General features: G+C 42.2%; 19 protein-coding genes and 1 pseudogene. 11 read left to right on the top strand and 9 right to left on the bottom strand.

The annotated features are described in order from the left end of the window. Window positions 1-26 precede the first annotated feature (26 nt). A complete protein-coding gene (locus JJQ94_RS20390; protein WP_010374626.1) occupies window positions 27-425 on the bottom strand; it encodes a DUF2721 domain-containing protein in 399 nt (132 codons plus the stop codon). 109 nt (window positions 426-534) lie between these two features. Here JJQ94_RS20390 and JJQ94_RS20385 point away from each other — a divergent pair, with 109 nt between their 5' ends. From JJQ94_RS20385 to tsaD, 3 genes are read left to right on the top strand one after another with little or no spacing between them, the layout of a single operon-like run. Beyond that, a complete protein-coding gene (locus JJQ94_RS20385) occupies window positions 535-882 on the top strand; it encodes a putative signal transducing protein (RefSeq protein WP_010607629.1) in 348 nt (115 codons plus the stop codon). Then, on the top strand, window positions 866-1,459 hold the full coding sequence (locus JJQ94_RS20380) for a YjaG family protein (RefSeq protein WP_099030467.1): 594 nt from the start codon (window positions 866-868) through the stop codon (window positions 1,457-1,459). The genes JJQ94_RS20385 and JJQ94_RS20380 overlap by 17 nt, the downstream gene beginning before the upstream one ends. A 49-nt stretch (window positions 1,460-1,508) precedes the next feature. Beyond that, window positions 1,509-2,522, top strand: coding sequence for a tRNA (adenosine(37)-N6)-threonylcarbamoyltransferase complex transferase subunit TsaD (gene tsaD / locus JJQ94_RS20375; protein WP_099030468.1), 1,014 nt, complete (start codon window positions 1,509-1,511; stop codon window positions 2,520-2,522). Here the strand turns inward: tsaD and plsY are convergent. After that, window positions 2,519-3,109 carry a glycerol-3-phosphate 1-O-acyltransferase PlsY gene (gene plsY, locus JJQ94_RS20370; RefSeq protein ID WP_029215929.1) on the bottom strand — a complete coding sequence of 197 codons (591 nt, stop codon included), beginning with the start codon at window positions 3,107-3,109 and terminating at the stop codon, window positions 2,519-2,521. The two genes, tsaD and plsY, sit on opposite strands and share 4 nt — an antisense overlap. Before the next feature lie 124 nt (window positions 3,110-3,233). Between plsY and folB the strand changes: the two genes are divergently transcribed. From folB to JJQ94_RS20355, 3 genes are read left to right on the top strand one after another with little or no spacing between them, the layout of a single operon-like run. Beyond that, window positions 3,234-3,584, top strand: coding sequence for a dihydroneopterin aldolase (folB, locus tag JJQ94_RS20365; RefSeq protein ID WP_017216518.1), 351 nt, complete (start codon window positions 3,234-3,236; stop codon window positions 3,582-3,584). A 7-nt stretch (window positions 3,585-3,591) separates the two neighbouring features. Next, window positions 3,592-4,080, top strand: a complete 489-nt coding sequence (gene folK / locus JJQ94_RS20360; RefSeq protein WP_099030469.1) for a 2-amino-4-hydroxy-6-hydroxymethyldihydropteridine diphosphokinase — start codon at window positions 3,592-3,594, stop codon at window positions 4,078-4,080. Continuing rightward, window positions 4,077-4,877: an undecaprenyl-diphosphate phosphatase gene (locus JJQ94_RS20355; protein WP_010607635.1), complete on the top strand. Its 801-nt coding sequence runs from the start codon at window positions 4,077-4,079 to the stop codon at window positions 4,875-4,877. The genes folK and JJQ94_RS20355 overlap by 4 nt, the downstream gene beginning before the upstream one ends. 344 nt (window positions 4,878-5,221) lie before the next feature. Here the strand turns inward: JJQ94_RS20355 and JJQ94_RS20350 are convergent, their stop codons facing one another. Further along, window positions 5,222-6,178, bottom strand: coding sequence for a methylenetetrahydrofolate reductase (locus JJQ94_RS20350; protein WP_039491358.1), 957 nt, complete (start codon window positions 6,176-6,178; stop codon window positions 5,222-5,224). Window positions 6,179-6,448: 270 nt separating this feature from the next. Here JJQ94_RS20350 and JJQ94_RS20345 point away from each other — a divergent pair, with 270 nt between their 5' ends. After that, on the top strand, window positions 6,449-9,325 hold the full coding sequence (locus JJQ94_RS20345) for a M16 family metallopeptidase (protein ID WP_099030470.1): 2,877 nt from the start codon (window positions 6,449-6,451) through the stop codon (window positions 9,323-9,325). Between the two features lie 74 nt (window positions 9,326-9,399). Here JJQ94_RS20345 and JJQ94_RS20340 read toward each other — a convergent pair whose 3' ends face one another. After that, window positions 9,400-9,807 (bottom strand): diacylglycerol kinase, encoded by a 408-nt coding sequence (locus JJQ94_RS20340; RefSeq protein WP_010374636.1) that lies wholly within the window; start codon window positions 9,805-9,807, stop codon window positions 9,400-9,402. Between the two features lie 243 nt (window positions 9,808-10,050). On the opposite strand from JJQ94_RS20340, the gene cysE reads away from it, so the two are divergent. After that, window positions 10,051-10,872 carry a serine O-acetyltransferase gene (gene cysE, locus JJQ94_RS20335; protein WP_045987778.1) on the top strand — a complete coding sequence of 274 codons (822 nt, stop codon included), beginning with the start codon at window positions 10,051-10,053 and terminating at the stop codon, window positions 10,870-10,872. Between the two features lie 49 nt (window positions 10,873-10,921). Here cysE and xseA read toward each other — a convergent pair whose 3' ends face one another. Beyond that, complete coding sequence (gene xseA, locus JJQ94_RS20330) at window positions 10,922-12,259, bottom strand: exodeoxyribonuclease VII large subunit (RefSeq protein ID WP_099030471.1); 1,338 nt, start codon at window positions 12,257-12,259, stop codon at window positions 10,922-10,924. Window positions 12,260-12,390: 131 nt separating this feature from the next. Here xseA and guaB point away from each other — a divergent pair, with 131 nt between their 5' ends. After that, window positions 12,391-13,860 (top strand): IMP dehydrogenase, encoded by a 1,470-nt coding sequence (gene guaB, locus JJQ94_RS20325; RefSeq protein WP_010374639.1) that lies wholly within the window; start codon window positions 12,391-12,393, stop codon window positions 13,858-13,860. Window positions 13,861-13,965: 105 nt separating this feature from the next. Further along, window positions 13,966-15,540: a glutamine-hydrolyzing GMP synthase gene (gene guaA / locus JJQ94_RS20320; RefSeq protein ID WP_099030472.1), complete on the top strand. Its 1,575-nt coding sequence runs from the start codon at window positions 13,966-13,968 to the stop codon at window positions 15,538-15,540. A 283-nt stretch (window positions 15,541-15,823) separates the two neighbouring features. Here guaA and JJQ94_RS20315 read toward each other — a convergent pair whose 3' ends face one another. Together JJQ94_RS20315 and JJQ94_RS20310 are read right to left on the bottom strand one after the other, a co-directional pair. Next, window positions 15,824-16,780, bottom strand: a complete 957-nt coding sequence (locus JJQ94_RS20315) for a glycerophosphodiester phosphodiesterase family protein (protein WP_099030473.1) — start codon at window positions 16,778-16,780, stop codon at window positions 15,824-15,826. Window positions 16,781-16,847: 67 nt separating this feature from the next. Then, window positions 16,848-17,918 carry a hypothetical protein gene (locus tag JJQ94_RS20310; protein ID WP_442960330.1) on the bottom strand — a complete coding sequence of 357 codons (1,071 nt, stop codon included), beginning with the start codon at window positions 17,916-17,918 and terminating at the stop codon, window positions 16,848-16,850. 211 nt (window positions 17,919-18,129) lie between these two features. Here JJQ94_RS20310 and JJQ94_RS20305 point away from each other — a divergent pair. Continuing rightward, window positions 18,130-19,101: pseudogene (locus JJQ94_RS20305) on the top strand (transposase). A gap of 419 nt (window positions 19,102-19,520) precedes the next feature. On the opposite strand, the gene JJQ94_RS20300 reads toward JJQ94_RS20305, so the two are convergent. Together JJQ94_RS20300 and JJQ94_RS20295 are read right to left on the bottom strand one after the other, a co-directional pair. After that, window positions 19,521-19,901, bottom strand: coding sequence for a hypothetical protein (locus JJQ94_RS20300; RefSeq protein ID WP_201435436.1), 381 nt, complete (start codon window positions 19,899-19,901; stop codon window positions 19,521-19,523). 490 nt (window positions 19,902-20,391) lie between these two features. Beyond that, window positions 20,392-20,979: a hypothetical protein gene (locus tag JJQ94_RS20295; protein ID WP_099030474.1), complete on the bottom strand. Its 588-nt coding sequence runs from the start codon at window positions 20,977-20,979 to the stop codon at window positions 20,392-20,394. Between the last annotated feature and the right edge of the window lie 182 nt (window positions 20,980-21,161).

Below are 21,161 nucleotides of genomic sequence, written 5' to 3'. Positions count from 1 at the left end.
TAGTATAGTCGGCAGTAACAAGGCCGCTAATCTTGTTGAGGTTTTTTCTCGATATTTTGCAATTCTAGTTCGATTGCATCGCAAGAAATGTGGATTTCATAAAGTGAAAGTAGCAATGACAACGTTAGGCTACAGAGGCTAGCACCAAACAATGTGACGCCAAGTAAGGATATTTCAAGGAACAAAGCAAACATTGAAGAAGTACATAGTAAAAAAGCGATTACGCCCCATACTTGCATTCGTCTGATCAATCTAATTCGTTTTCTTAAGTTTTCGATTTGTGCTTTAACCAAAGATCTTATGGTGTCGCCTTCTCGGGCGTTTAATTCACGGATCAATTGTGCGAGTACCAAAAAGCGATTGGTGTAAGCGAGTAGCAATAAAGAAATTGCTGGGAATAATAAGCCCGGTGTTGTTAGAGTCATAGTCGTATTTTAATGGAATAGCTTGATGTTTAAGTGTGATGATAATGAATGATTTTATCAAGAAACAAATGAGCACATTGAGTGCTAATTCAATAGTGAAGATAATGCAATGAGTGAACAGTCTTTTCATTGGGTGCAATTGTGCGCTATCAGTGGCTTTGTTGAAGCACATTTACTCAAAGGTCAACTAGAGCAAGCGAATATTCAGGTTCGCTTACAAGGTGAGCATTTGTCAGGCGCAATTGGTGAAATTCCAGCAGAGCAAGCTGCCATCAAGCTCTTTGTTTATGCAATAAAGTTACCCGAGGCTCAGGAAATATTGGTAAACTATAACAAATCACGTCATCGCAGTGCCGCCGAGCTGTCGGATTGGCTATGTAACCACTGTGCAGAATTAAATGGACCAGCGTTTGAATATTGCTGGCAATGTGGAAATAAGCATGAGCAAAGCAAATAACTTTCAAAGAATTAGAGAGTTAAATTATCTTCAAAAGGCAGTCTTAGGCGCTGCTATTATTGAGCGTATGTTGCCAAATTATTCACTATTTAGTGAGGCAACGGGTTTTGGCGACGAGCAAGTGCTCAGAAATGCGCTGAATTTAATCTGGGAGAAAATATTACTGCCAAAGAGCAAAATTAGCTTAGAAAAGCTGGTTGAAAAGGTAGAACCAAATGTACCTGAGCTAAGTGATTTTGATATGTTTGGTACCTATCCCGCAATCGACGTAGCTACAGCGCTGTTAGGCATGTTGCAAGGTCTAATGACAAAAGATGAACATGAGTTTGTTAGCGTTGCCAAAATTTCTCAGGCAACGGTGGCTAAGTACATCGAGTTTATGTTGATGGCGGAAGATATATCTCCAACGAATGATCTAGTCCGCGAACATCCGCAGATGCAGTATGAAATTGAAATCCTCGCTGAGCTTATTGAACATGTGGAAAATATGGGGCGTATTAGCAGCGAATCGGTGAAGTCGCTGAAAGCCTTGGCACTAGCTGACGGCCAAACAAATATTGGTTTGGAACTTGAGTAGTTGATTTCGTATAATCAGTGGCTGCAGTCAAGAGTTTGGAGAAAGTAACTTGCGTATTTTGGGTATAGAATCCTCATGTGATGAGACGGGTATTGCTATTTATGATGATGAGCAAGGCCTGTTGGCACATCAATTATATTCTCAGGTAAAAGTACACGCCGATTATGGTGGGGTAGTGCCTGAACTTGCTTCTCGTGATCATGTACGCAAAACAATTCCTCTGATTGAAGCTGCTTTCGCGGAAGCGGGTTGTGGTCCTGAAGACCTTGACGGCATTGCTTATACCGCAGGGCCGGGTTTGGTCGGTGCTTTGTTGGTAGGCACCTCAATTGGTCGCTCGTTAGCGTTTGGTTGGGGGATCCCAGCCGTTGCCGTACATCATATGGAAGGCCATTTGCTTGCTCCTATGCTTGAAGACGATAAACCAGAGTTCCCATTCGTCGCGCTGCTAGTCTCTGGTGGCCATACCATGATGGTCAAAGTCTCAGGTATCGGTGAATATGAGGTACTTGGTGAATCAGTGGATGATGCCGCTGGGGAAGCATTTGATAAAACCGCCAAGCTGCTCGGTCTTGATTATCCAGGCGGCCCAATGCTTGCGAAAATGGCGACACAGGGTCAAGCAGGGCGATTTACTTTTCCAAAACCGATGACAGACAGACCTGGTCTTGATTTTAGCTTCAGTGGATTAAAAACCGCAGCGGCAAACACGATTCGTAATGAAGGCGATGATGAGCAAACGAAAGCAGATATCGCTCATGCCTTTCAAACTGCGGTCGTAGAAACGCTAGCGATTAAATGTAAGCGGGCACTGAAAGAAACAGGCATTAAAAGCCTTGTGATTGCAGGTGGCGTCAGCGCCAATACTGAACTTAGGCAAAAGCTTGAGCGCATGATGCTTGGCATGAAAGGGCGAGTTTATTACCCGCGCACTGAATTTTGTACAGACAATGGGGCGATGATAGCTTATGCAGGAATGCAGCGCCTAAAATCAGGTCAGCATGCGCCACTTGATATGAAGACTAAACCGCGTTGGCCACTGGATAGTCTAGAAAAAGTCTAGTCTTTAGACTTTTTCCCCACCTTAGGCTCTTTACCACTTAAGAGCCTTTTAATATTTGCCCTATGACGAATAATAATCACCACAGTTAAAAAGCTCACCGGCACCGTATAAAGCGGTTTTATCCACCATGTGTAAAGTGGAGCAGCTGCGACCGCGACAATTGCTGCGAGTGAAGAGTAGCGTGTTAGCGCAAGCACCACGAGCCACGTACTAATCAATAGCCCACCTAATGACAAGCCAATGGGTAATAGCGCACCAAATGCTGTTGCTACCGCTTTACCACCGTTAAAGTGGAAGAAAATAGGATAAATGTGACCAAGGCATGCGCTTACGGCTATAGCACCTAACCACACAGGTTCTATTTTCAGAAAGTAGGCCCCCCACACTGGGATGGTTCCCTTTAAAATATCGAAGACGAGCACCAGCGCAGCTGGGATCTTTCCTCCCAATCTTAATACATTGGTTGCGCCTGGATTATTAGAACCATTAAAGCGTGGATCTGGCAGGTTGAATAACCGACACACCAGAATCGCTGAGGAAATCGATCCCAATAAATAAGCACATACGCACATTAAACTGATTAACACTGTCTTCCTTATTTTTTATTGCGTTGTTTTGGGCTATGATCGGCGGTCTTAAGTCCTGCACAGATCGCGAATTGCGATTAGAAAATGCGGGTGAATTACAGCGATAAACATGTTTGGAGTTTACATGGATAAAGTCTATATCTCACAGCTACACGTCGAAGCCATAATAGGAGTGTACGACTTTGAAAAAGAAAGTAAACAAAGCCTTTACTTTGATGTTGAGATGTTGACCGATATTAGCGCTGCCGCTCGCCATGACGATATTAATTTGGCGGTTGATTACGCCAAAGTGAGTGAGCGTATTATTGCGCATACCCAAGCAAAACCGGTTGAGCTTTTGGAAACTCTAGTCGAACAACTTGCTGCGATGATCCTAAATGAATTTAATGTACAACAAGTGCTTATAAAAGTGAGTAAACCTGCTGCCGTGCCACAAGCACAAACGGTTGGTGTAGAAATTGTGCGTAAGAAGTAGAATTATCATGGCACAAATTTTTATCAGTCTCGGCTCAAACATAGAAAAAGAAAAAAATTTGCTGAGTGGCTTGAGGGTATTGATAGAACACTTTCCGGATTTTCAACATTCAAGTGTGTTTGAGAGTGAAGCCGTCGGGTTTGCAGGAAATAACTTTTATAATTCGGTCTTTGCTGCACAAACACAGCTGTCTTTAGAGGAAGTGTATAAGCTGCTCAAATCGATAGAATACGATCATGGTCGTCGCTGTAGTGAAAAGAAGTTTAGTCCACGCACATTAGATCTCGATATTCTCTTTTATGACCACCTTATTTGTTCATCACCCGCTCAGTTGCCTCGGGATGAAATAACCAAAAATGCCTTCGTGCTTCAGCCATTAGCTGAACTAGCTCCTGATTTTATCCATCCTGTTGAGGGTAAAACCATCGCTCAGTTATGGCAGGAGTATCACAACCCAACTCAAAAATTATGGAAAGTGGAGTTTCCCAAGCAATGAGCTTTATTGAGATTGTCGTCCTTGCAATTATTCAAGGTCTCACTGAATTTTTACCTATTTCGAGTTCAGCCCACTTACTGCTACCTTCTCAGGTACTAGGTTGGCAAGATCAGGGTCTTGCCTTTGATGTTGCTGTTCATGTTGGTACTTTGCTGGCTGTCGTTATTTATTTTCGACAAGACATTGTCAGCCTTCTGGCAGGATGGTTCAAGTCATTCTCAGGTACGCACTCGAAAGAAAGCCGGCTGACTTGGTGTATTGTGGTTGCCACCATACCATTCGTGATCTTAGCTCCACTACTTAAAGATATCGTAGAAGTTTATTTACGTAGCGCTTGGGTGATTGCAACATCGACGATTGTATTTGGTTTATTGCTTTGGTATGCCGACGTGAAAGCAAAACAGATCAAAGACGAATTTGCCTTAAACTGGAAAAGCGCATTGATACTGGGGCTTGCGCAAATTACCGCTGTTATTCCCGGCACATCGCGTTCAGGTATTACCATCACCGCAGGTTTATTACTCGGGCTTGATAAGAAAAGTGCGGCGCGCTTTTCGTTTTTAATGTCTATTCCGGTCATTTCTATGATGGGGTTGTATTACAGTTTAGAGCTTGCTACGGGCGATGAAGTGGTTGATTGGAATGCGCTATTAAGTGGTGCGGCACTGTCGTTTATCTCTGCTTATGCCTGTATCTTCTTTTTCCTGAAAATCATAGAGCGCATGGGCATGATGCCATTTGTCATTTACCGCTTGTTACTTGGGGTGGGGTTAATCGCTTTCTTGAGCCTAAGTTAATCTGAGCTTTGGATAATTCAGCAAGGTAAACAGAAAAGCCAGCTTGATGAAGCTGGCTTTTTCAATTTACCAGGACCTGTTGGCCTTCGCTGTTTGATTTTTGTTCTCCTGAGTGTGTTTTGGTCGCGACGCTCGACTTGCCGCCTAGTAATCTAGGCAAAAGTTGAGCAACAATGAACAAAGCGCACTCAGGTGAACCCAAAGGGCAGCGCTTGATTGGCATTTCTACTGTGTTATCGCCAGACTTACATAGAATGACTATGCTACGCAGGCTCTGCCTTGTATAAATACCAATCAAACTGCTGCAAAAACAAACTTGGAAGATCAACAGGCCCTAGACTGCATTAAGCAATTTGCTTTTCCGCAAGGCATAATTCCATGGTCGCCTTCAATAGCCTATAAAGGTTTATCGACGCATCAATTTCTTCTTTTCGGTTTGTTAAGCTCTCAATATTTAAGCCAAGAGAGATATCTAGATGTGAGCAGCTTTTTAAGATTTGATCTAGATTTTCTCTACAAATACGAATTGACTCACTTAGTGTGTTTTCTGAATCTAACATGCGCCATTTGGTTGCTTCTGGTACTGAGATCCCCAGCCACTCCATAAACTGCAAGGTCTTTTCTCCACCACATGGAGTAAAGGTAAGAATAATGCGTTTTGGTGTTTGCCCTTGCTGTTTACAGGTGCGAGCATAGCTTGTGATAAGATCTATGGTTGCTTGAGCGTCATACACTGCTTGGGAAACAAAGAATTGGCAGCCTTGCTCTGTCTTATCAATTAATCTTTCGTGTTCATTACGCTTACTGGCATGGCGCTCTGCAATCGTTACACCACCTAAGAAAAAGTCATCTTGATGATGCTTCAGTACCTTATAGGCTTCAGAAAGCGGTAACTTAATATCGCCTTGTGAAGACGGGCTGCCCACTAAAACTAGATTGTTTAACCCATATTGCTGTTTGGTGCTGCTTAACCAATTGCCAAAAGCTTCACTATCGCGCTGTGCCACACTTTTATACGTAATTACATCAAGGTGTGACAATTCGCGGATCAACTGACTATATTCACACGGATCAACGGTGTGCTTAAAAGGAAATGGACGTGGTACTTGAGTACGGCTGCTTTCATCTTGAATGTCATAGATGATCACGCCGTCGTATTCAATCTCATGTAAACGCCCCAAAAGCTTAGCGGCAATTGATTTTAGCTGCTCTGGGTCGGTGCCAATCTTTGGTGGTGTGGTACCAATTAAATATACCCCTTGGTTAGGGTCAATGATTTTCTCTTGAAGCGTTAAAGCCATAATCCTCATTCCACAAAAGCATTTCTGTATCTCTTTACTAATATAGCAGCCATTTAGACGTCTAGATAGATTTTTTTAATGAAAGAATTTCAATAATTATGAATTTATCTCAAGCGCTCAAACCAAAATTTCATATTTGTTTACACATTAGGATGGTAAATCACCTTGGAAATTAGCGAATTAGTATGACTTTGGGGCATAATCAGGAGGTTTGCTAACGTAAGTGAACACGACTTACTTAGAATAAAAAATATGATTAGGACCAAATTCATGAAATTCAAATTACTAGCAACCAGCTTTGCCGTAAGCTTAGCGCTTAGTGGCTGCGCAGCGACGAATTCAGACCAAGCTCAACAGTCAGCTGAAAGTACTCAAGCTGCCCAATCCAATAAAGTATTCGCCCAAGATTATGTTTTGGAAGAGCTAGAAAATGGCCTTCGCGTCATGGTAGTTAAAACTAACTATCCTGATGTGGTATCGCTACAAATTCCGGTTTCTGTTGGTTCGCGTAATGAAGTAGAAGCGGGTAAAACCGGCTTTGCTCACTTCTTTGAGCATATGATGTTCAAAGGCTCAGAAAAGTATCCACAAGACGTTTATTCGGACATTTTGAAAAATTCAGGTGTTGATAATCGCGCCTACACTACCAATGACTACACTAACTACCACCTAAATTTCTCGAAGCAGCATTTAGATAAAGTATTAGAAATCGAAGCGGATATCTTTCAAAACCTAACTTACAGTGAAGAGCAGTTTCGTACTGAAGCACTAACTGTGAAAGGTGAATACCTTAAAAATAATGCCAGTCCAGTTCGAAAACTGCTTTCTGCGGTAAGAAAAGAGGCATTTGATAAGCATACCTATAAACACACAACGATGGGCTTTTTTGAAGACATCGAAGCAATGCCTGATCAAATGGCCTATGGTAAAACCTTCTTTGAACGTTTTTACAAGCCAGAATACGTATCGCTTGTCATTGTGGGTGACGTAGATCCAAAAGAAACCATGGCTATGGTGAAGAAGCACTGGGGTAACTGGAAAAAAGGTGACTATCAAGCTGATATTCCAGTTGAGCCTAAACAAGAGAAAGCACGTTACGTCCATGAAAAGTACGATGGCTTACCTGGTCACTGGTTGCTTGTTTCATATAAAGGCACTGCATGGGAGCCGAAGAAAAAAGACCGAGCGGCACTTGATCTGATATCACAGCTTTATTTCTCTGAAAACTCAGCGCTGTATCAAGAGCTGGTGGTAGACAAACAGCTTGCAAGCCAAATGTTTACCTACAACCCTGAAACCAAAGACCCAGGTCTTCTGCATGTTTTCGTTAAAGTTGAAGATGAAAAAGATTTGGCGACAGTGCGTGATGCAATCAATAACACTTACGCAAAAGCACGCACAGAGCTGGTAGATGAAAATAAACTTGCTGCACTTAAATCAAATCTAAAGTACAGTTTTATTAACGGCCTTGACTCATCACAGTCTATTGCTTCGACACTTGCAAGCTACATGCACTTTGAGCGTGACCCTGAAGTGATCAACGCTTTGTATGCAAGTGCCGACAAAGTAACGGCAAAAGACATTCGTGATATTGCCAATAAATACTTTGTTGATAGCAGCAGAACCACGGTAACTATGTCTGCCCTTGAATCTGTGCCTGGTTTTGATAAGGAAGTTAACTTAGATAAGTTAGTGGCAAAAATGGACAAGCCGGTAACGCGCCATTTCAATGTACTAGACAAGACCAATAACTCACCGCTGGTGGATGTGAACTTTCTTTTTTACACAGGTGCTGCTGCCGATCCTGCAGATAAAAAAGGTCTTGCTGCGCTTACTGCGGCTATGATTGCCAATGGTGGAAGTGAGTCGCAATCATACAAAGAAATTCAAAAGGCGCTGTACCCGATTGCTGGTAGCTTTGGTTATCAAATCGATAAAGAAATGATTTCTTTACGTGGTCGTATTCATAAAGACAATGCTGATCAATGGTATGGCATTGTGAGTCAGCAGCTTTTGAACCCAGGGTTCAGAGAAGATGATTTTAAACGTCTGAAAAAAGAGCTAATCGACGGCATTAAGGCTGGTTTGAAAGCGTCAAATGATGAAGAGCTAGGTAAAGAAGTACTTTATCACGAGCTGTACAAAGGCCACCCATACGAAAGCTATAACTTTGGTGATTTATCAGACTTAGAAGCAATCACTTTAGATGACGTTAAGGCTTTTTACGCTCAGCAATTTACTCAAGCTAAACTTAACGTGGGTATTACTGGTGCACTCGATAAACAGCTAAAAGAAGCGATGTTTAACGACCTTGCGGCTTTACCTAAAGGTGAAGAAGCGCGTTTACAAGTACCAGATGCCCCTAAGCTATTTGGCCATCACGCAACCATCGTAGAAAAGAATGCAAAATCAACAGCGGTGTCTTTTGGTTTCCCAATCGACACGGTTCGTAGCAGCAAAGACTGGGCCGCGCTTTGGTTAGTGCGTTCATACTTTGGTGAGCACCGTAGTTCAAACAGCCACTTGTACCAGCGTATCCGTCAGGTACGTGGTATGAACTATGGTGACTACGCTTATATCGAATACTTCCCACGAGGTATGTTCCAAACTAAGCCAGATGCAAACTTAGGTCGTAGTGAGCAAATTTTCCAGGTGTGGTTACGCCCACTTCGTTCTAATAACGATGCCCATTTTGCAACGCGTACCGCGTTGTTTGAACTTGATAAGCTGATCAAAGAAGGGATGAGCAAAGCAGACTTTGAAGCAACACGTAACTTCTTAATCAACTTTGTGCCGCAAATGGTGGCGAGCCAAGATAGACAGCTAGGTTATGCACTTGATAGCCAGTTCTACAACACCGAGGAATTTGTTGCCTATGTGACAAAGCAGCTAGCCTCGCTGTCTGTTGAAGACATCAATCGTGTTATCAAAGAGAATTTGCAGACCGAAGATATTCACTATGTGTTTATCACTGGTGATGCAAAAGATATGGCGCAGCGTTTAAGTGCTGAGCAGCCATCTCCTATGACTTATAACACGAAAAAGCCTGATGTATTACTGGCAGAAGATGCTGAAATTGCTACATACCCGCTCAATATTCCAAGTAAGAATATTAAAACGTTAGATGTAGAAAAAGTGTTTGAATAGCTATTATTCAGCTTAATAAAAAATGGCGGCTAAAAATTTAGCCGCCATTTTTTGTGTCAAAACCACGCGTAGTTTTAGGTTATGGTGTTGAACCACTCCACTGCGGCAGCTATCCAAATTAATGAGCTAATTAATAATGTCAGCGTAACGGCCGCTGACGCCATATCTTTTGCACGACCAGATAGTAAATGGTGTTCGGTACTCACTCGATCTGTCAGCGCTTCGATTGCTGAGTTGATAAGTTCTATGACCAATATCAACAGTACACTACCGACCAATAAGGCCCACTGAGCAATACTTTGCGCCAATATGATTGATAAAGGAAGACTTGCCACCAGTAACCACGTTTCTTGTCTAAATGCCGATTCTTCTTTATAAGCCGCTTTCATTCCTTTCGCCGAGCAATGCGTTGCTTTGATTATCCGCGCAAGCCCTGTGCCATTTGGTTTGTTGGTATCTGTTGTCTTGATCTTTATCGACATATTAGCGATCCCGCGTTGGTAGTATTCAATGGGGCGTTATTATACGAAGATCTACTCAGTTCGACAGTGCTAAATTGTAAGAATCTTTGGTCCAGCAGAGGGGATTTAACACCGGACTAAAATATGTTGGTTGGTTATTAGATATAACCAAGTGTTTGAAGCTCGATTTTTTATAATACATGACACTCAATGACTCTAAGCGTTACACTATGAGAAGTATCAGTATTATCGGAAGTTCGTCACATGAGACATGAGATTTGGAATAAGTTACGCGAAGAAGCCAATGAGTTGGTTGCTCGCGAACCATTGCTTGCTAGTCACGTTTACTCGAGTATTTTAAATCACGAGTGTCTTGGTTCTGCATTAAGCTTTATCGTTGCAAATAAGTTGGCGGATGCCGTGGTGTCAGCATTTACAATTCGCGAACTGTTTGATCAGGCCTTTGTGCACTGCGATACCATGCTGACTCATGTTGCACATGACATAAAAGCCGTTAAAGATCGCGACCCGGCTGCCGATAGTTATCTCAACGTAATTTTAAATCTAAAAGGTTTTCATGCAATCCAAGCACATCGATTGGCATACTGCTTATGGCGTCAAGACAGAAAAGAGCTGGCTCGCTTTATACAGAGCAGAACCTCTGAAGTATTCGGTGTTGACATCCATCCTGCTTGTAAAGTCGGTCATGGTATTATGTTTGACCATGCGACTGGTATAGTCATTGGTGAAACCGCGGTTATTGAAGATAATGTTTCTATTCTGCAATCAGTTACACTTGGTGGTACGGGTAACGAGCAGGGTGATCGTCACCCGAAAATCCGCGCCGGTGTATTGATTGGTGCTGGTGCCAAAGTACTTGGCAACATTGAAGTAGGAGAGGGCGCTCGAATTGGGGCAGGTTCCGTTGTACTCAGCCCTGTTGCACCGCACACTACGGTAGTGGGGATCCCTGCTAAGGTTGTCGGTAAGCCGTCTTGTCCATGCCCTGCAGAGAGTATGAACCAAAACTTCCTCGAAGATGATGATAAGCTTGAAAATGAGTCTATCACTTCAGCGATGTTGTAAGGTTATTAGATTAAAAATGGGGAAATCACTTCCCCATTTTTATATCCACTTATTGGGTTGATTTTACCATAGACACCACCTCACCATCGGCAAGTTGCGTAATTATCGGCTTTTCTGGGTCGACATCCGCTACTGACTTAATCACTTTATCTTCTTGCTTTGCGATACTATAGCCCCGAGCTAATACCGCCAGTGGACTGACGCTGTCTAGTTTTGCGCTTGATACCGCGAGTTGGTGTCTTTGCGTGTTAAGCTTTTGCTCCATCGCATACTGCAACTTATTACCGAGTTGTGCGACCAATAGCTTGAACTGAGCGATCTTTTGTTCTGGATGTAATCGATCAAATCTATGCTGCAGCAGATGGAATTGCGATTGCTTTTGACGTAAATGATGGGCTTGAGCCCGAATTAATCGCTGTTCTAACTCATCAACTCTCTGTGTTTGCTGCATAAGTTGATTCTTAGGGTGTTGTAACTGCAGTCGGGCTTCAAAGTTTACTAAACGCTGTGATGCACCTTCAAGGCGACGTTTAAAAGCCTGATGGAGATATTGTAGTAACTGTGAAGTACGCAATTTTAGCGCTTCTGAGTCTGGGCTCACTAATTCTGCGGCCGCCGATGGGGTTGGCGCTCTGACATCTGCAACATAGTCGGAAATGGTAGTATCTATTTCATGGCCTACTGCGCTTATCACCGGAATTGAACTGGCAAAAATAGCCCTTGCGACTGATTCCTCGTTAAAGCTCCATAAGTCTTCTAATGATCCACCACCTCTGCCAACAATCAATACGTCTACCTCGCGTCTAGCATTCGCCTGAGCGATTTGTTTGCAAATCTGCTGTTTGGCTTCATCGCCTTGCACTAGGGCTGGATAAATAACGACTTGTAACTGTGGGGCACGGCGTTTGAGTACAGTCAAAATATCCTTGATGGCAGCGCCTGTCGCTGAGGTGACGACCCCCACGCGATTGATGACACTTGGCAAAGGCTTTTTGTGACTAGCCGAAAACAGGCCTTCTGCGGCTAGCTGCATTTTAAGGGCGTCAAACTGTTGCTTGAGCAAACCTTCACCGGCAGGGGCCATTTGCTCGACTATCAATTGATAGTCGCCTCGCGGTTCATACACTGACACTCTAGCTTGTACCATCACCTGCTGACCATTGGCAGGCCGATGGTTACAGTAACGATTATTACCTCGCCACATGGCCGCTTTTATCTGTGCTTTGTCATCTTTTAGAGAAAAATACCAATGCCCTGAGGCCGGAGCAACAAAGTTTGAAATTTCTCCGGTGAGTTGTACAGAGGCAAAACCTTGTTCTAAGAGCGAGCGTATTTCTCTGTTAAGTCTTGATACAGAATAGGTTTTATTATTATTGGGGTATCCCATGTTGGCCTCCATAAAAAATTCACAGTCACTTTATCACATTTTTTGCTAAATTTTATTTACTCCCATAAGGAACGCTGATAAAATTCGCACGCAATTCCTTATACTCAGTTCACTTGAGAGAAGCCGCGAACATGCTAAGAATTGCAAAAGAAGCCCTTACCTTTGACGACGTACTTTTAGTACCAGCTCATTCAACTGTTCTTCCTCACACAGCAAACCTGAAAACGCGTTTGACTCGTGGGATTGAATTAAACTTACCGCTTGTTTCCGCTTCAATGGATACAGTGACAGAAGCGCGCTTAGCGATCGCTCTGGCACAAGAAGGTGGTATTGGTTTTATCCACAAAAACATGACTATCGAAGAGCAAGCTCGCAACGTACGTAAAGTTAAGACGTATGAAGCGGGTATTATCTCTTTCCCTGTGACGGTTACTTCTGATCTTACGATTGCAGAAGCAATGGAACTTGCACAGGACAAAGGGTTCTCAGGTTTCCCGGTTGTTGGTGCAAACAACCAACTTGAAGGGATCGTGACTAGCCGTGATATGCGTTTCGAAACTAAGCTAGAAAAAGCAGTTTCAACGGTCATGACCAAGAAAGATGATTTAGTGACAGTAAAAGAAGGCGCATCTCGTGAAGAGATCCTTGGCCTAATGCACGAGCATCGTATCGAAAAAATCTTAGTGGTTGATGATGCATTTGCACTAAAAGGCATGATCACTGTTAAGGATTACCAAAAAGCGCAAGATAAACCAAACGCATGTAAAGATGAGCAAGGCCGTCTTCGTGTTGGTGCTGCTGTTGGTGTTGGTGCTGGTACTGATGAGCGTATTGCTGCTTTGGTTGAAGCGGGTGTTGATGTACTACTAATCGATACTTCTCACGGCCATTCTCAAGGTGTTATTGACCGTGTTAAAGCGACACGTGAAGTGTATCCAGAACTACAAATCGTTGCGGGTAACGTAGCAACAGCCGAAGGTGCAATTGCATTGGCTGATGCTGGTGCAGACGCCGTCAAAGTGGGTATCGGCCCAGGCTCTATCTGTACTACTCGTATCGTTACGGGTTGTGGTGTACCTCAAATTACTGCGATTTCAGACGCAGTGGAAGGCCTAAAAGGTCGTGATATTCCAGTGATTGCTGACGGTGGTATCCGTTTCTCTGGCGATATCGTAAAAGCGCTAGTTGCTGGTGCTTCATGCGTAATGGTAGGTTCAATGCTAGCGGGTACAGAAGAGTCTCCTGGTGAAGTTGAACTATATCAAGGCCGTTACTACAAGTCTTACCGTGGTATGGGTTCACTTGGTGCGATGAACCAAAAAGAAGGTTCGTCTGACCGTTACTTCCAGAAGAGCGATGCTGCTGACAAACTAGTACCTGAAGGTATCGAAGGGCGCGTAGCATACAAAGGACCAATCGCAACGATTATCCATCAGCAAATCGGTGGTATTCGCAGTGCAATGGGTCTAACAGGTTGTGCAACCATTACTGAATTAAATACTAAACCGCAGTTTGTACGTGTGACTTCTGCGGGTATGGGTGAGTCTCACGTACATGACGTGCAGATCACCAAAGAGGCGCCTAACTACCGTATGGGTTAAGCCTCAAGGCGTGTTTCTGGGCTAGCAAGTTGCTAGCCCTTATTACTTTTGATAGAGGCGCAAGGCGGCTTTATCCTGTTTAGTTCCTAACTAACGAGATTATCAATGAGCAAAGATATCCACGATTCCCGAATTTTGATCTTAGACTTTGGTTCGCAATACACTCAGTTAATTGCACGTCGTGTACGTGAAATTGGTGTTTACTGTGAACTTTGGGCTTGGGATGTGACAGAAGAGCAAATCCGTGAGTTCAATCCTCAAGGTATCATTCTATCAGGTGGCCCAGAGTCAACGACGCTTGAAGGTAGCCCAAAAGCACCAGATTACGTATTCGAAGCCGGTGTGCCTGTACTGGGTATCTGTTACGGTATGCAGACAATGGCAATGCAGCTTGGTGGTCAGGTACATAGCTCAGATAAAAAAGAATTCGGCTACGCAAAAGTAGAGAAAGTAGGTGACTGTAAGCTATTTGAAGCGATTGAAGATCACATCGAAGATGGTGCAGGTTACCTAGACGTGTGGATGAGTCACGGTGACAAAGTTGCTAAAATTCCAGACACGTTCAAAACTTCAGCGAAAACGGATACTTGCCCTCATGCGGCAATGTCTTGGGAAGAAAAGCGTTTTTACGGTGTACAGTTCCACCCAGAAGTAACGCACACTCAGCAAGGTTTGCGTTTACTAGAGCGCTTTGCAATTGATATCTGTGGTTGTGAAAAACTATGGACGCCTGAGCAAATCATTGAAGATGCAATTGAGCGTATCAAAGAGAAAGTAGGGGATGACGAAGTTATCCTTGGCTTATCTGGTGGTGTTGATTCATCAGTGGTTGCAATGCTTATTCACCGTGCGATTGGCGACAAGCTAACCTGTGTATTTGTTGATAATGGCCTGCTGCGCTTGAATGAAGGCCAGCAAGTAATGGATATGTTCGGTGATAAGTTTGGTCTGAACATCATCAAAGTAGAAGCTGAAGATCGTTTCCTTAATGCACTTAACGGCTTAAACGACCCTGAAGACAAACGTAAAGCAATCGGTCACACCTTTATTGATGTGTTTGATGAGCAAGCAAGTCAACGTGTGAATGCGAAATGGCTAGCGCAAGGTACAATTTACCCTGATGTTATCGAATCGGCAGCATCAAAAACCGGTAAAGCGCATGTGATCAAATCTCACCACAACGTGGGTGGATTACCTGAAGATATGGAGCTAGGACTGGTTGAGCCACTACGTGAACTATTTAAAGACGAAGTTCGCAAGATTGGTCTAGAGCTTGGCCTACCATATGACATGCTTTATCGTCACCCGTTCCCAGGTCCAGGTCTTGGTGTTCGTGTACTTGGCGAAATCAAGAAAGAATACTGTGATTTACTGCGCCGTGCTGACGCTATCTTCATTGAAGAGCTACATAAAGCGGATCTATATCACAAAGTGTCTCAGGCATTCGCCGTATTCCTACCAGTACGCTCTGTCGGCGTGATGGGCGATGCACGTAAATACGACTGGGTGATCTCACTACGTTGTGTTGAAACTATCGACTTTATGACAGCACGTTGGTCACACTTACCATACGAGCTATTAGGCCACGTTTCAAATCGTATCATCAATGAAATCGATGGTATTTCTCGCGTGGTTTACGATGTATCAGGTAAGCCGCCAGCGACAATCGAGTGGGAATAGGCTTGGTTGTAAAAACCTAACCTAGCTTTTGTTAGATTAATAAAAGGCCAGCCAGTATTTCTGACTGGCCTTTTTTATGAATTTTTACTTTCTTAAAAAGCCTTGCGGAGGTATTTGGTTTCTTCGCACTGATGTTTATAGTGATGCTGGCCTGCTATTTTTTGGAGGAGTTACAGTAGATTCTCCTTCACTCTCTTGTAGTTTGATTCTAAATAATTCTAGCCTTTCACTCTTTCCCATACTATGAGTCCACCCTATACGTATAACGCTCGCGTAGCGCGAGTTAGCGAGCGTCCTGATTGACGCGTTTGTTAGCTTGTGTTGCACGAATAAAATCAAGATCACTAGTTATAACTCCAATACCTGATGCGACAACGTCATCGTAGGATTGTGTAATCGATTCATGTCGAGACCAAAGGTAAACATCCGAACCATAGCTCTGCAATCTTGATGCGAGGCGTTCAGGATAGCCCCAAAAATACTTTGTCATCGAGGGAGGTATAAAAAGAATGGTGTTCCTACAGGACTCAGGAACTAACCCCGCCCATCCAACTAAAAGATAACCTATTCCGCAACTTTTTACACTACCAACGCTTGCTAACCGTATAGACGAATCCTTGTTTCGAAACCACTCCATACCTTTTGAAGAAGTAATTACAATGTGGTTAGATTTTTTTCCAGCTAGATACTCATATAGAGTTTCGAATGAACGTATGTCGTTATTCTTTAGATTTAACCAAAACTCATGCTTTGGATACCGTTTGTAAAACGCCTCTAACTTGGCAATCCCAAAACCTTTTCCTCTAAATGGGAAAGTCGCACCATCATCAAACGTATATCCATATCCTGCATCAATACTTTTCAACTGCTCAAATGATGTTTTATGTATCGGCCCAGACCCGTTTGTAGCACAATCTAACGTCCAGTCATGAAAAACAACCAGTTGATCATCACGAGTTCTGTGAACATTTAGATGAATTACGTTAGCTCCGGCTGCAACGGAAGAAGCCACAGCTTCTAGTGTGTTTTCAACAGAATTGATGTTTGATGCTTTTATTGAAAGTGCGGTACAGCCAGTTTTATTTAGTTTTTCATAATTAACTGCACTTCCGCCTCCTCGATAGGCCACGATCTCGCCATGTCGCTGAAGGTCAGGAACGAACATATAAGCGTTAACAACTCCTAGTGTGATTATGCAAGACAGTGCGATCAAAAACGTCTTAACTATTTTTATAAACATTTATTACCTGAATCCTTGAGCGATGGTTGATGAAAGCTAACTGTTTTTTGTCCGTTTAAGCAAATAGTTAGGCGAAATATTGTAGCCCATACTTTTTACTGTTTTCTTGAACATTAGCTAATGTTTCAATTTCTGAGTAATGCTTAAAACCATGCCCCATATCAATTTCTTTACAGAAGATTAAACGCTCATAAGGTTCTTGGTTCTTTTCAGAGAAGTGACAGAAAATATGTGGGAAATAGTCATACTCATCTCCGTCAAAATTGATAGTTTCAATATTAACAAAGGGGATTTCACCTACAAGAAAAACCCTTTCGTCACCTTGTTCTCCACTTTTGGTATCTCTGAATCTAAAGCTTCCATCTTCACAGAGTGAAAGCGCACCAGCTTGTAAAAAAACTTGAACTCCACGATGATAAAGTTGAGCTAACTCAACCTTAAACCAAGGAGATATTCCATCATCATCTGATACTTCTGGGTAATTATCAACGCGATCTAAGTCGCGGAGAATAACTCTACGCCTTAACTTCTCGTGATTTATTTTTTGAATATATTCAGATAACTGCTGTCTCACGGCTTCTTGGTGTTTTACTTTTTCACCATTACTGGAAAATTTAGGACCTACAACTTTAGTCTGTTTAGCATAGGGCTTTAATGCGCTAACAAATGAATCAATTAGTTTTTTCTTAACTTCAGCTTTGTTAGATATATTTTTATCACTTAATTCATAGCTAATAGGCCAACGCTTGTGAGCTAAATCGAAAGGAATATTGCCATTTGCCTCACCAAAAGAAGTATTAATTACGTTAATCACTCTTTCATCGCCTAAAGCGTGCATTGCATAGCCTAACTCTATTAGAACATTTGGGTTGGATAATGCTCTGCCACTTTCAGAAAATGACACGAAAGTAATATCACCAACAAAAATATCACTGCTTTCTATTTTAGATAGAATAGTTATAGCTATATCGGGAGATCCTGGAACACCTTTTGTGTCGTGATCTTCTCGTATAGATTCTTTAAGGTCGAACTCTTGGTTTATTTTTTTTATTGCCGCTTTAAGGCAATCTAATTGAAAATACCTATTGTATTTTGCATTGATATCACTTTGCCAAGAATAGAAAACCTTTATCATCACAGGTATGCCTTAATATAGATTTCGCCTAACAATCTTAATCTACGAGCGATTGGGTCGTTTTTCTGCCGTGAACCGTCTCTAGTTTCTACCTAAGAACAAATCGCTGAACAAATCGCTTGAACAAATCGCTGACACCCACCACTAATTTGCACCTTCCAAAGATACCGCCTAAGCTTTAAATCTAAACTCAAAGGATTGAGGAAACCAAGCTATGGCTACTGCCCGTAAAAAACAAATCAGTTTAACCGACACCAAATATTATCACTGTATCTCCCGCTGCGTAAGGCGCGCGTTTCTGTGCGGTGAAGATAAATTTACTGGTAAATCATATGAACACCGCCGTGATTGGGTTGAAGAAAAGCTCTTGATGTTGGGGTCTGTGTTTTGTATTGATGTCTGTACTTACGCCGTGATGAGTAATCACACTCATATTGTTTTATATGTTGATGATAAAAAGGCTAAGCGTCTGTCGGATGAAGCGATTGTGATGCGGTGGCACAAGTTGTTTAAAGGTAATTGGATAAGCCGTAAATTTACTGAAGGTGAGCCACTCAATGAGTCGGAGTAATTGATACTCGATGAGCTGGTTGATAAGTACAGAGAAAGGCTCGCAGATATTAGCTGGTTTATGCGAGTACTCAACGAAGATATCGCCCGTCGAGCAAATAAAGAAGATAATTGTACGGGCCGTTTTTGGGAAGGACGATTTAAATCCCAAGCATTACTGGATGAAGCAGCACTGGCTGCTTGTCTCGCTTACGTAGACTTAAACCCCATTAGAGCCAAAATCACAGCAACGCCTGAAACTTCAGACTACACCAGCATCAAAAAGCGCATCGACCATGCAAAGCTGGGAAAACAACCAAAAAGCCTACTACGCTTTGCTGGCAGCCCACGAAAACATATGCCAAAAGGCCTACCTTTTGAACTCAAATCCTATATTGAGTTGGTTGAACTCACAGGCCAGAGTATTCGAGCCGACAAGCGAAGCTATATCTTTGAGTCACAACCCATACTCACTCGACTCAATATAGAGCCTGAGAACTGGATAAAACTCACGACGCAATTTTCACGGGTATTCTATGGTGCTGTTGGTCGAGAGCGAACAATAACCGTTTACTGTGAAACACTGCAAAAACGACGACGGACAAACCTAACAAACTGCGAGCGTTTGTTGGCTTAGCAAAACTCACACTCTCAACGCTAGAATTTCTTACTGCTGTATTTACAGCGCGTTGTCGTGCGCGATAATTCGGTTTTGGTGTAGAGATATGCCTAGGCGATAAGAATTGGCCTACCGAAAAACGTTTTTGTACCCAGTGATTGAAGTGTTTTCAAACTTTTTAACTGTACTTCCTCAGCTTGGATATTAATAGAAGTGGGTGTCACTTGTTTTCCTTTTTCTTGTTTTCCTTTTCAACAGGCTTTAAGCTTAAATTATCTGAAAAACGAGGGACTATATTCACTCAAAGACGGATGGATAAAAATGCATTACCCAAACGGGTAATCTGTTAGATGAAACGCCCTTTGCGGACCCGCATGCAGGGTGTTGTGGGGGCTGAGGGCTAGATACCCTCGGCTACCCGATTAGGGAATATGTTACTACGCATGCTTAAGAATACCCGTACGCCACAGCAAAAATGCTGAGCCTAAACAAAAACCGAAAAACAATGTCTGAAGCTGCAATGACCAAGCATCCAAAATAACGCCTAGCGAGTAATAGGCGATAGAATTAACCACGACATTGCTAAACATAATTGCTAGCGTAAGCAAAATCCCTTGCAACCGATACTTGAGTAGTAAAAAAACAGCTAGTAAATCCAAAACGCCTAACGCGGACCAGTAGATATTTAGCCATAACGGCGCAAATTTGTATGGTAGTAAACCAAAATAAACATTATCGAAAACGTGTGTAGCACCACCAACAATTAAACACGCGCACCAAATACCAAGGATGATTTTTACCACAGGTCTAACTTCCATATTCCCTAACAATTTAGTATTTATGCGACACGCAGTTTGTGTTGCATAATCGCTTGTTGGACTGAGCCGCTACCCGCTCGATGTTGTCAGAGTTGGTGTTATTTATGCTAAGGGAATTTGCTTTTTGGAGGCTCTCATTTTCCTAGCTAGTGTAATCAGCTTAGCTAGTGTTATGTAAGCTTTCCCTGCATCGCTCAGCGCTTATTATGTCTTCATTACACCTAAATCTGCCTTAATAAGCAATTATATTTTTTACGCGCGCTAGCAAAGCGTCCATATATGTCACTTATTTTTCTTCTTATTTTTCTTTATGAGTCGCAATAAGAGATCCTCAATATGTGTTTGCCGTAAACGATTTAACGGCTAACCGACATAACGAAGTTGAACAGGTTTAAGCGTTGCCAATACAAATTAGCTGCTTAAAAGCAGCTAAAAAGAATCGTTATGCTTACTTGACCGGATAAGGTTCATATGTGTTATGTTCAATTTATTAAAATATGTCTATTTCGTGATAGAAAGAAAGGGTAACTATATACATAACAACAGAGACTAAAGCTAAAATGTATTTTTTAGAATTAGGCATTATTCCTGAGGAATTGAAGTTTAAAATAATTAATGGATACAAAAGAAATAAGCTTAATAAAATATTTTTCAAATAAGCATAGAATAAAATCATTATAACTTGGTCAGTAACCCCATAAGTAGCAACTAAACTAACAGATACAGAGGTTGAAACAGCCAACATGACAGAAATCAATCCTATCAAGAAATTCGTAGTTGGGATCACGATACGATTTTCAAAAAACTGATTTACCCCTTCTTTTATTTGTGTTGATTTAATTAACCCTAAAACTAGCACTACAAATGATAATAAAAAAATACTCTTACCAGCTTCATGTTCTGTCATTATGTCACTAACATGTTTAGTTATGCTTGCACCAAATATCGTTTCTTTTAAGTCATAAAAGCTAGTTACGTAGGCGAGTAATAATAACGATACAAGAAACACGATAAATAAAGTGATAGCCCCACCTAAATCTAAACCAGTATCTTTTTCATATCTTTTTACAAACTGCACTATAAACCTCGACTTTGAACATAACAATCTTAATCTACGAGCGATTGGGTCGTTTTTCTGCCGTGAACCGTCTCGAGTTTCTACCTAAGAAATTTTTATCATAATGGATAACTTATTGCTACAAATAGCTTTCTGCCTTTGCAGCTAAAGTTACTTGAGGACGAAAAGAACCCAATCGCTCG

The sequence above is a fragment of the Pseudoalteromonas sp. GCY genome (assembly GCF_016695175.1).
In the GTDB taxonomy this organism is placed as follows: Bacteria; Pseudomonadota; Gammaproteobacteria; order Enterobacterales; family Alteromonadaceae; genus Pseudoalteromonas.
The sequence above is the reverse complement of the archived record's forward strand: the minus strand, read 5'-3'. Positions and strand labels throughout refer to the sequence as shown.

Coding starts and splice junctions, on each gene's coding strand:
- guaB (WP_010374639.1), top strand. CDS start 12,391: ATGCTAAGAATTGCAAAAGAAGCCCTTACCTTTGACGACGTACTTTTA.
- JJQ94_RS20385 (WP_010607629.1), top strand. CDS start 535: ATGAGTGAACAGTCTTTTCATTGGGTGCAATTGTGCGCTATCAGTGGC.
- JJQ94_RS20390 (WP_010374626.1), bottom strand. CDS start 425: ATGACTCTAACAACACCGGGCTTATTATTCCCAGCAATTTCTTTATTG.
- guaA (WP_099030472.1), top strand. CDS start 13,966: ATGAGCAAAGATATCCACGATTCCCGAATTTTGATCTTAGACTTTGGT.
- JJQ94_RS20355 (WP_010607635.1), top strand. CDS start 4,077: ATGAGCTTTATTGAGATTGTCGTCCTTGCAATTATTCAAGGTCTCACT.
- JJQ94_RS20345 (WP_099030470.1), top strand. CDS start 6,449: ATGAAATTCAAATTACTAGCAACCAGCTTTGCCGTAAGCTTAGCGCTT.
- JJQ94_RS20350 (WP_039491358.1), bottom strand. CDS start 6,178: ATGGCTTTAACGCTTCAAGAGAAAATCATTGACCCTAACCAAGGGGTA.
- cysE (WP_045987778.1), top strand. CDS start 10,051: ATGAGACATGAGATTTGGAATAAGTTACGCGAAGAAGCCAATGAGTTG.
- JJQ94_RS20300 (WP_201435436.1), bottom strand. CDS start 19,901: ATGGAAGTTAGACCTGTGGTAAAAATCATCCTTGGTATTTGGTGCGCG.
- JJQ94_RS20380 (WP_099030467.1), top strand. CDS start 866: ATGAGCAAAGCAAATAACTTTCAAAGAATTAGAGAGTTAAATTATCTT.
- folB (WP_017216518.1), top strand. CDS start 3,234: ATGGATAAAGTCTATATCTCACAGCTACACGTCGAAGCCATAATAGGA.
- folK (WP_099030469.1), top strand. CDS start 3,592: ATGGCACAAATTTTTATCAGTCTCGGCTCAAACATAGAAAAAGAAAAA.
- JJQ94_RS20315 (WP_099030473.1), bottom strand. CDS start 16,780: ATGTTTATAAAAATAGTTAAGACGTTTTTGATCGCACTGTCTTGCATA.
- JJQ94_RS20340 (WP_010374636.1), bottom strand. CDS start 9,807: ATGTCGATAAAGATCAAGACAACAGATACCAACAAACCAAATGGCACA.
- xseA (WP_099030471.1), bottom strand. CDS start 12,259: ATGGGATACCCCAATAATAATAAAACCTATTCTGTATCAAGACTTAAC.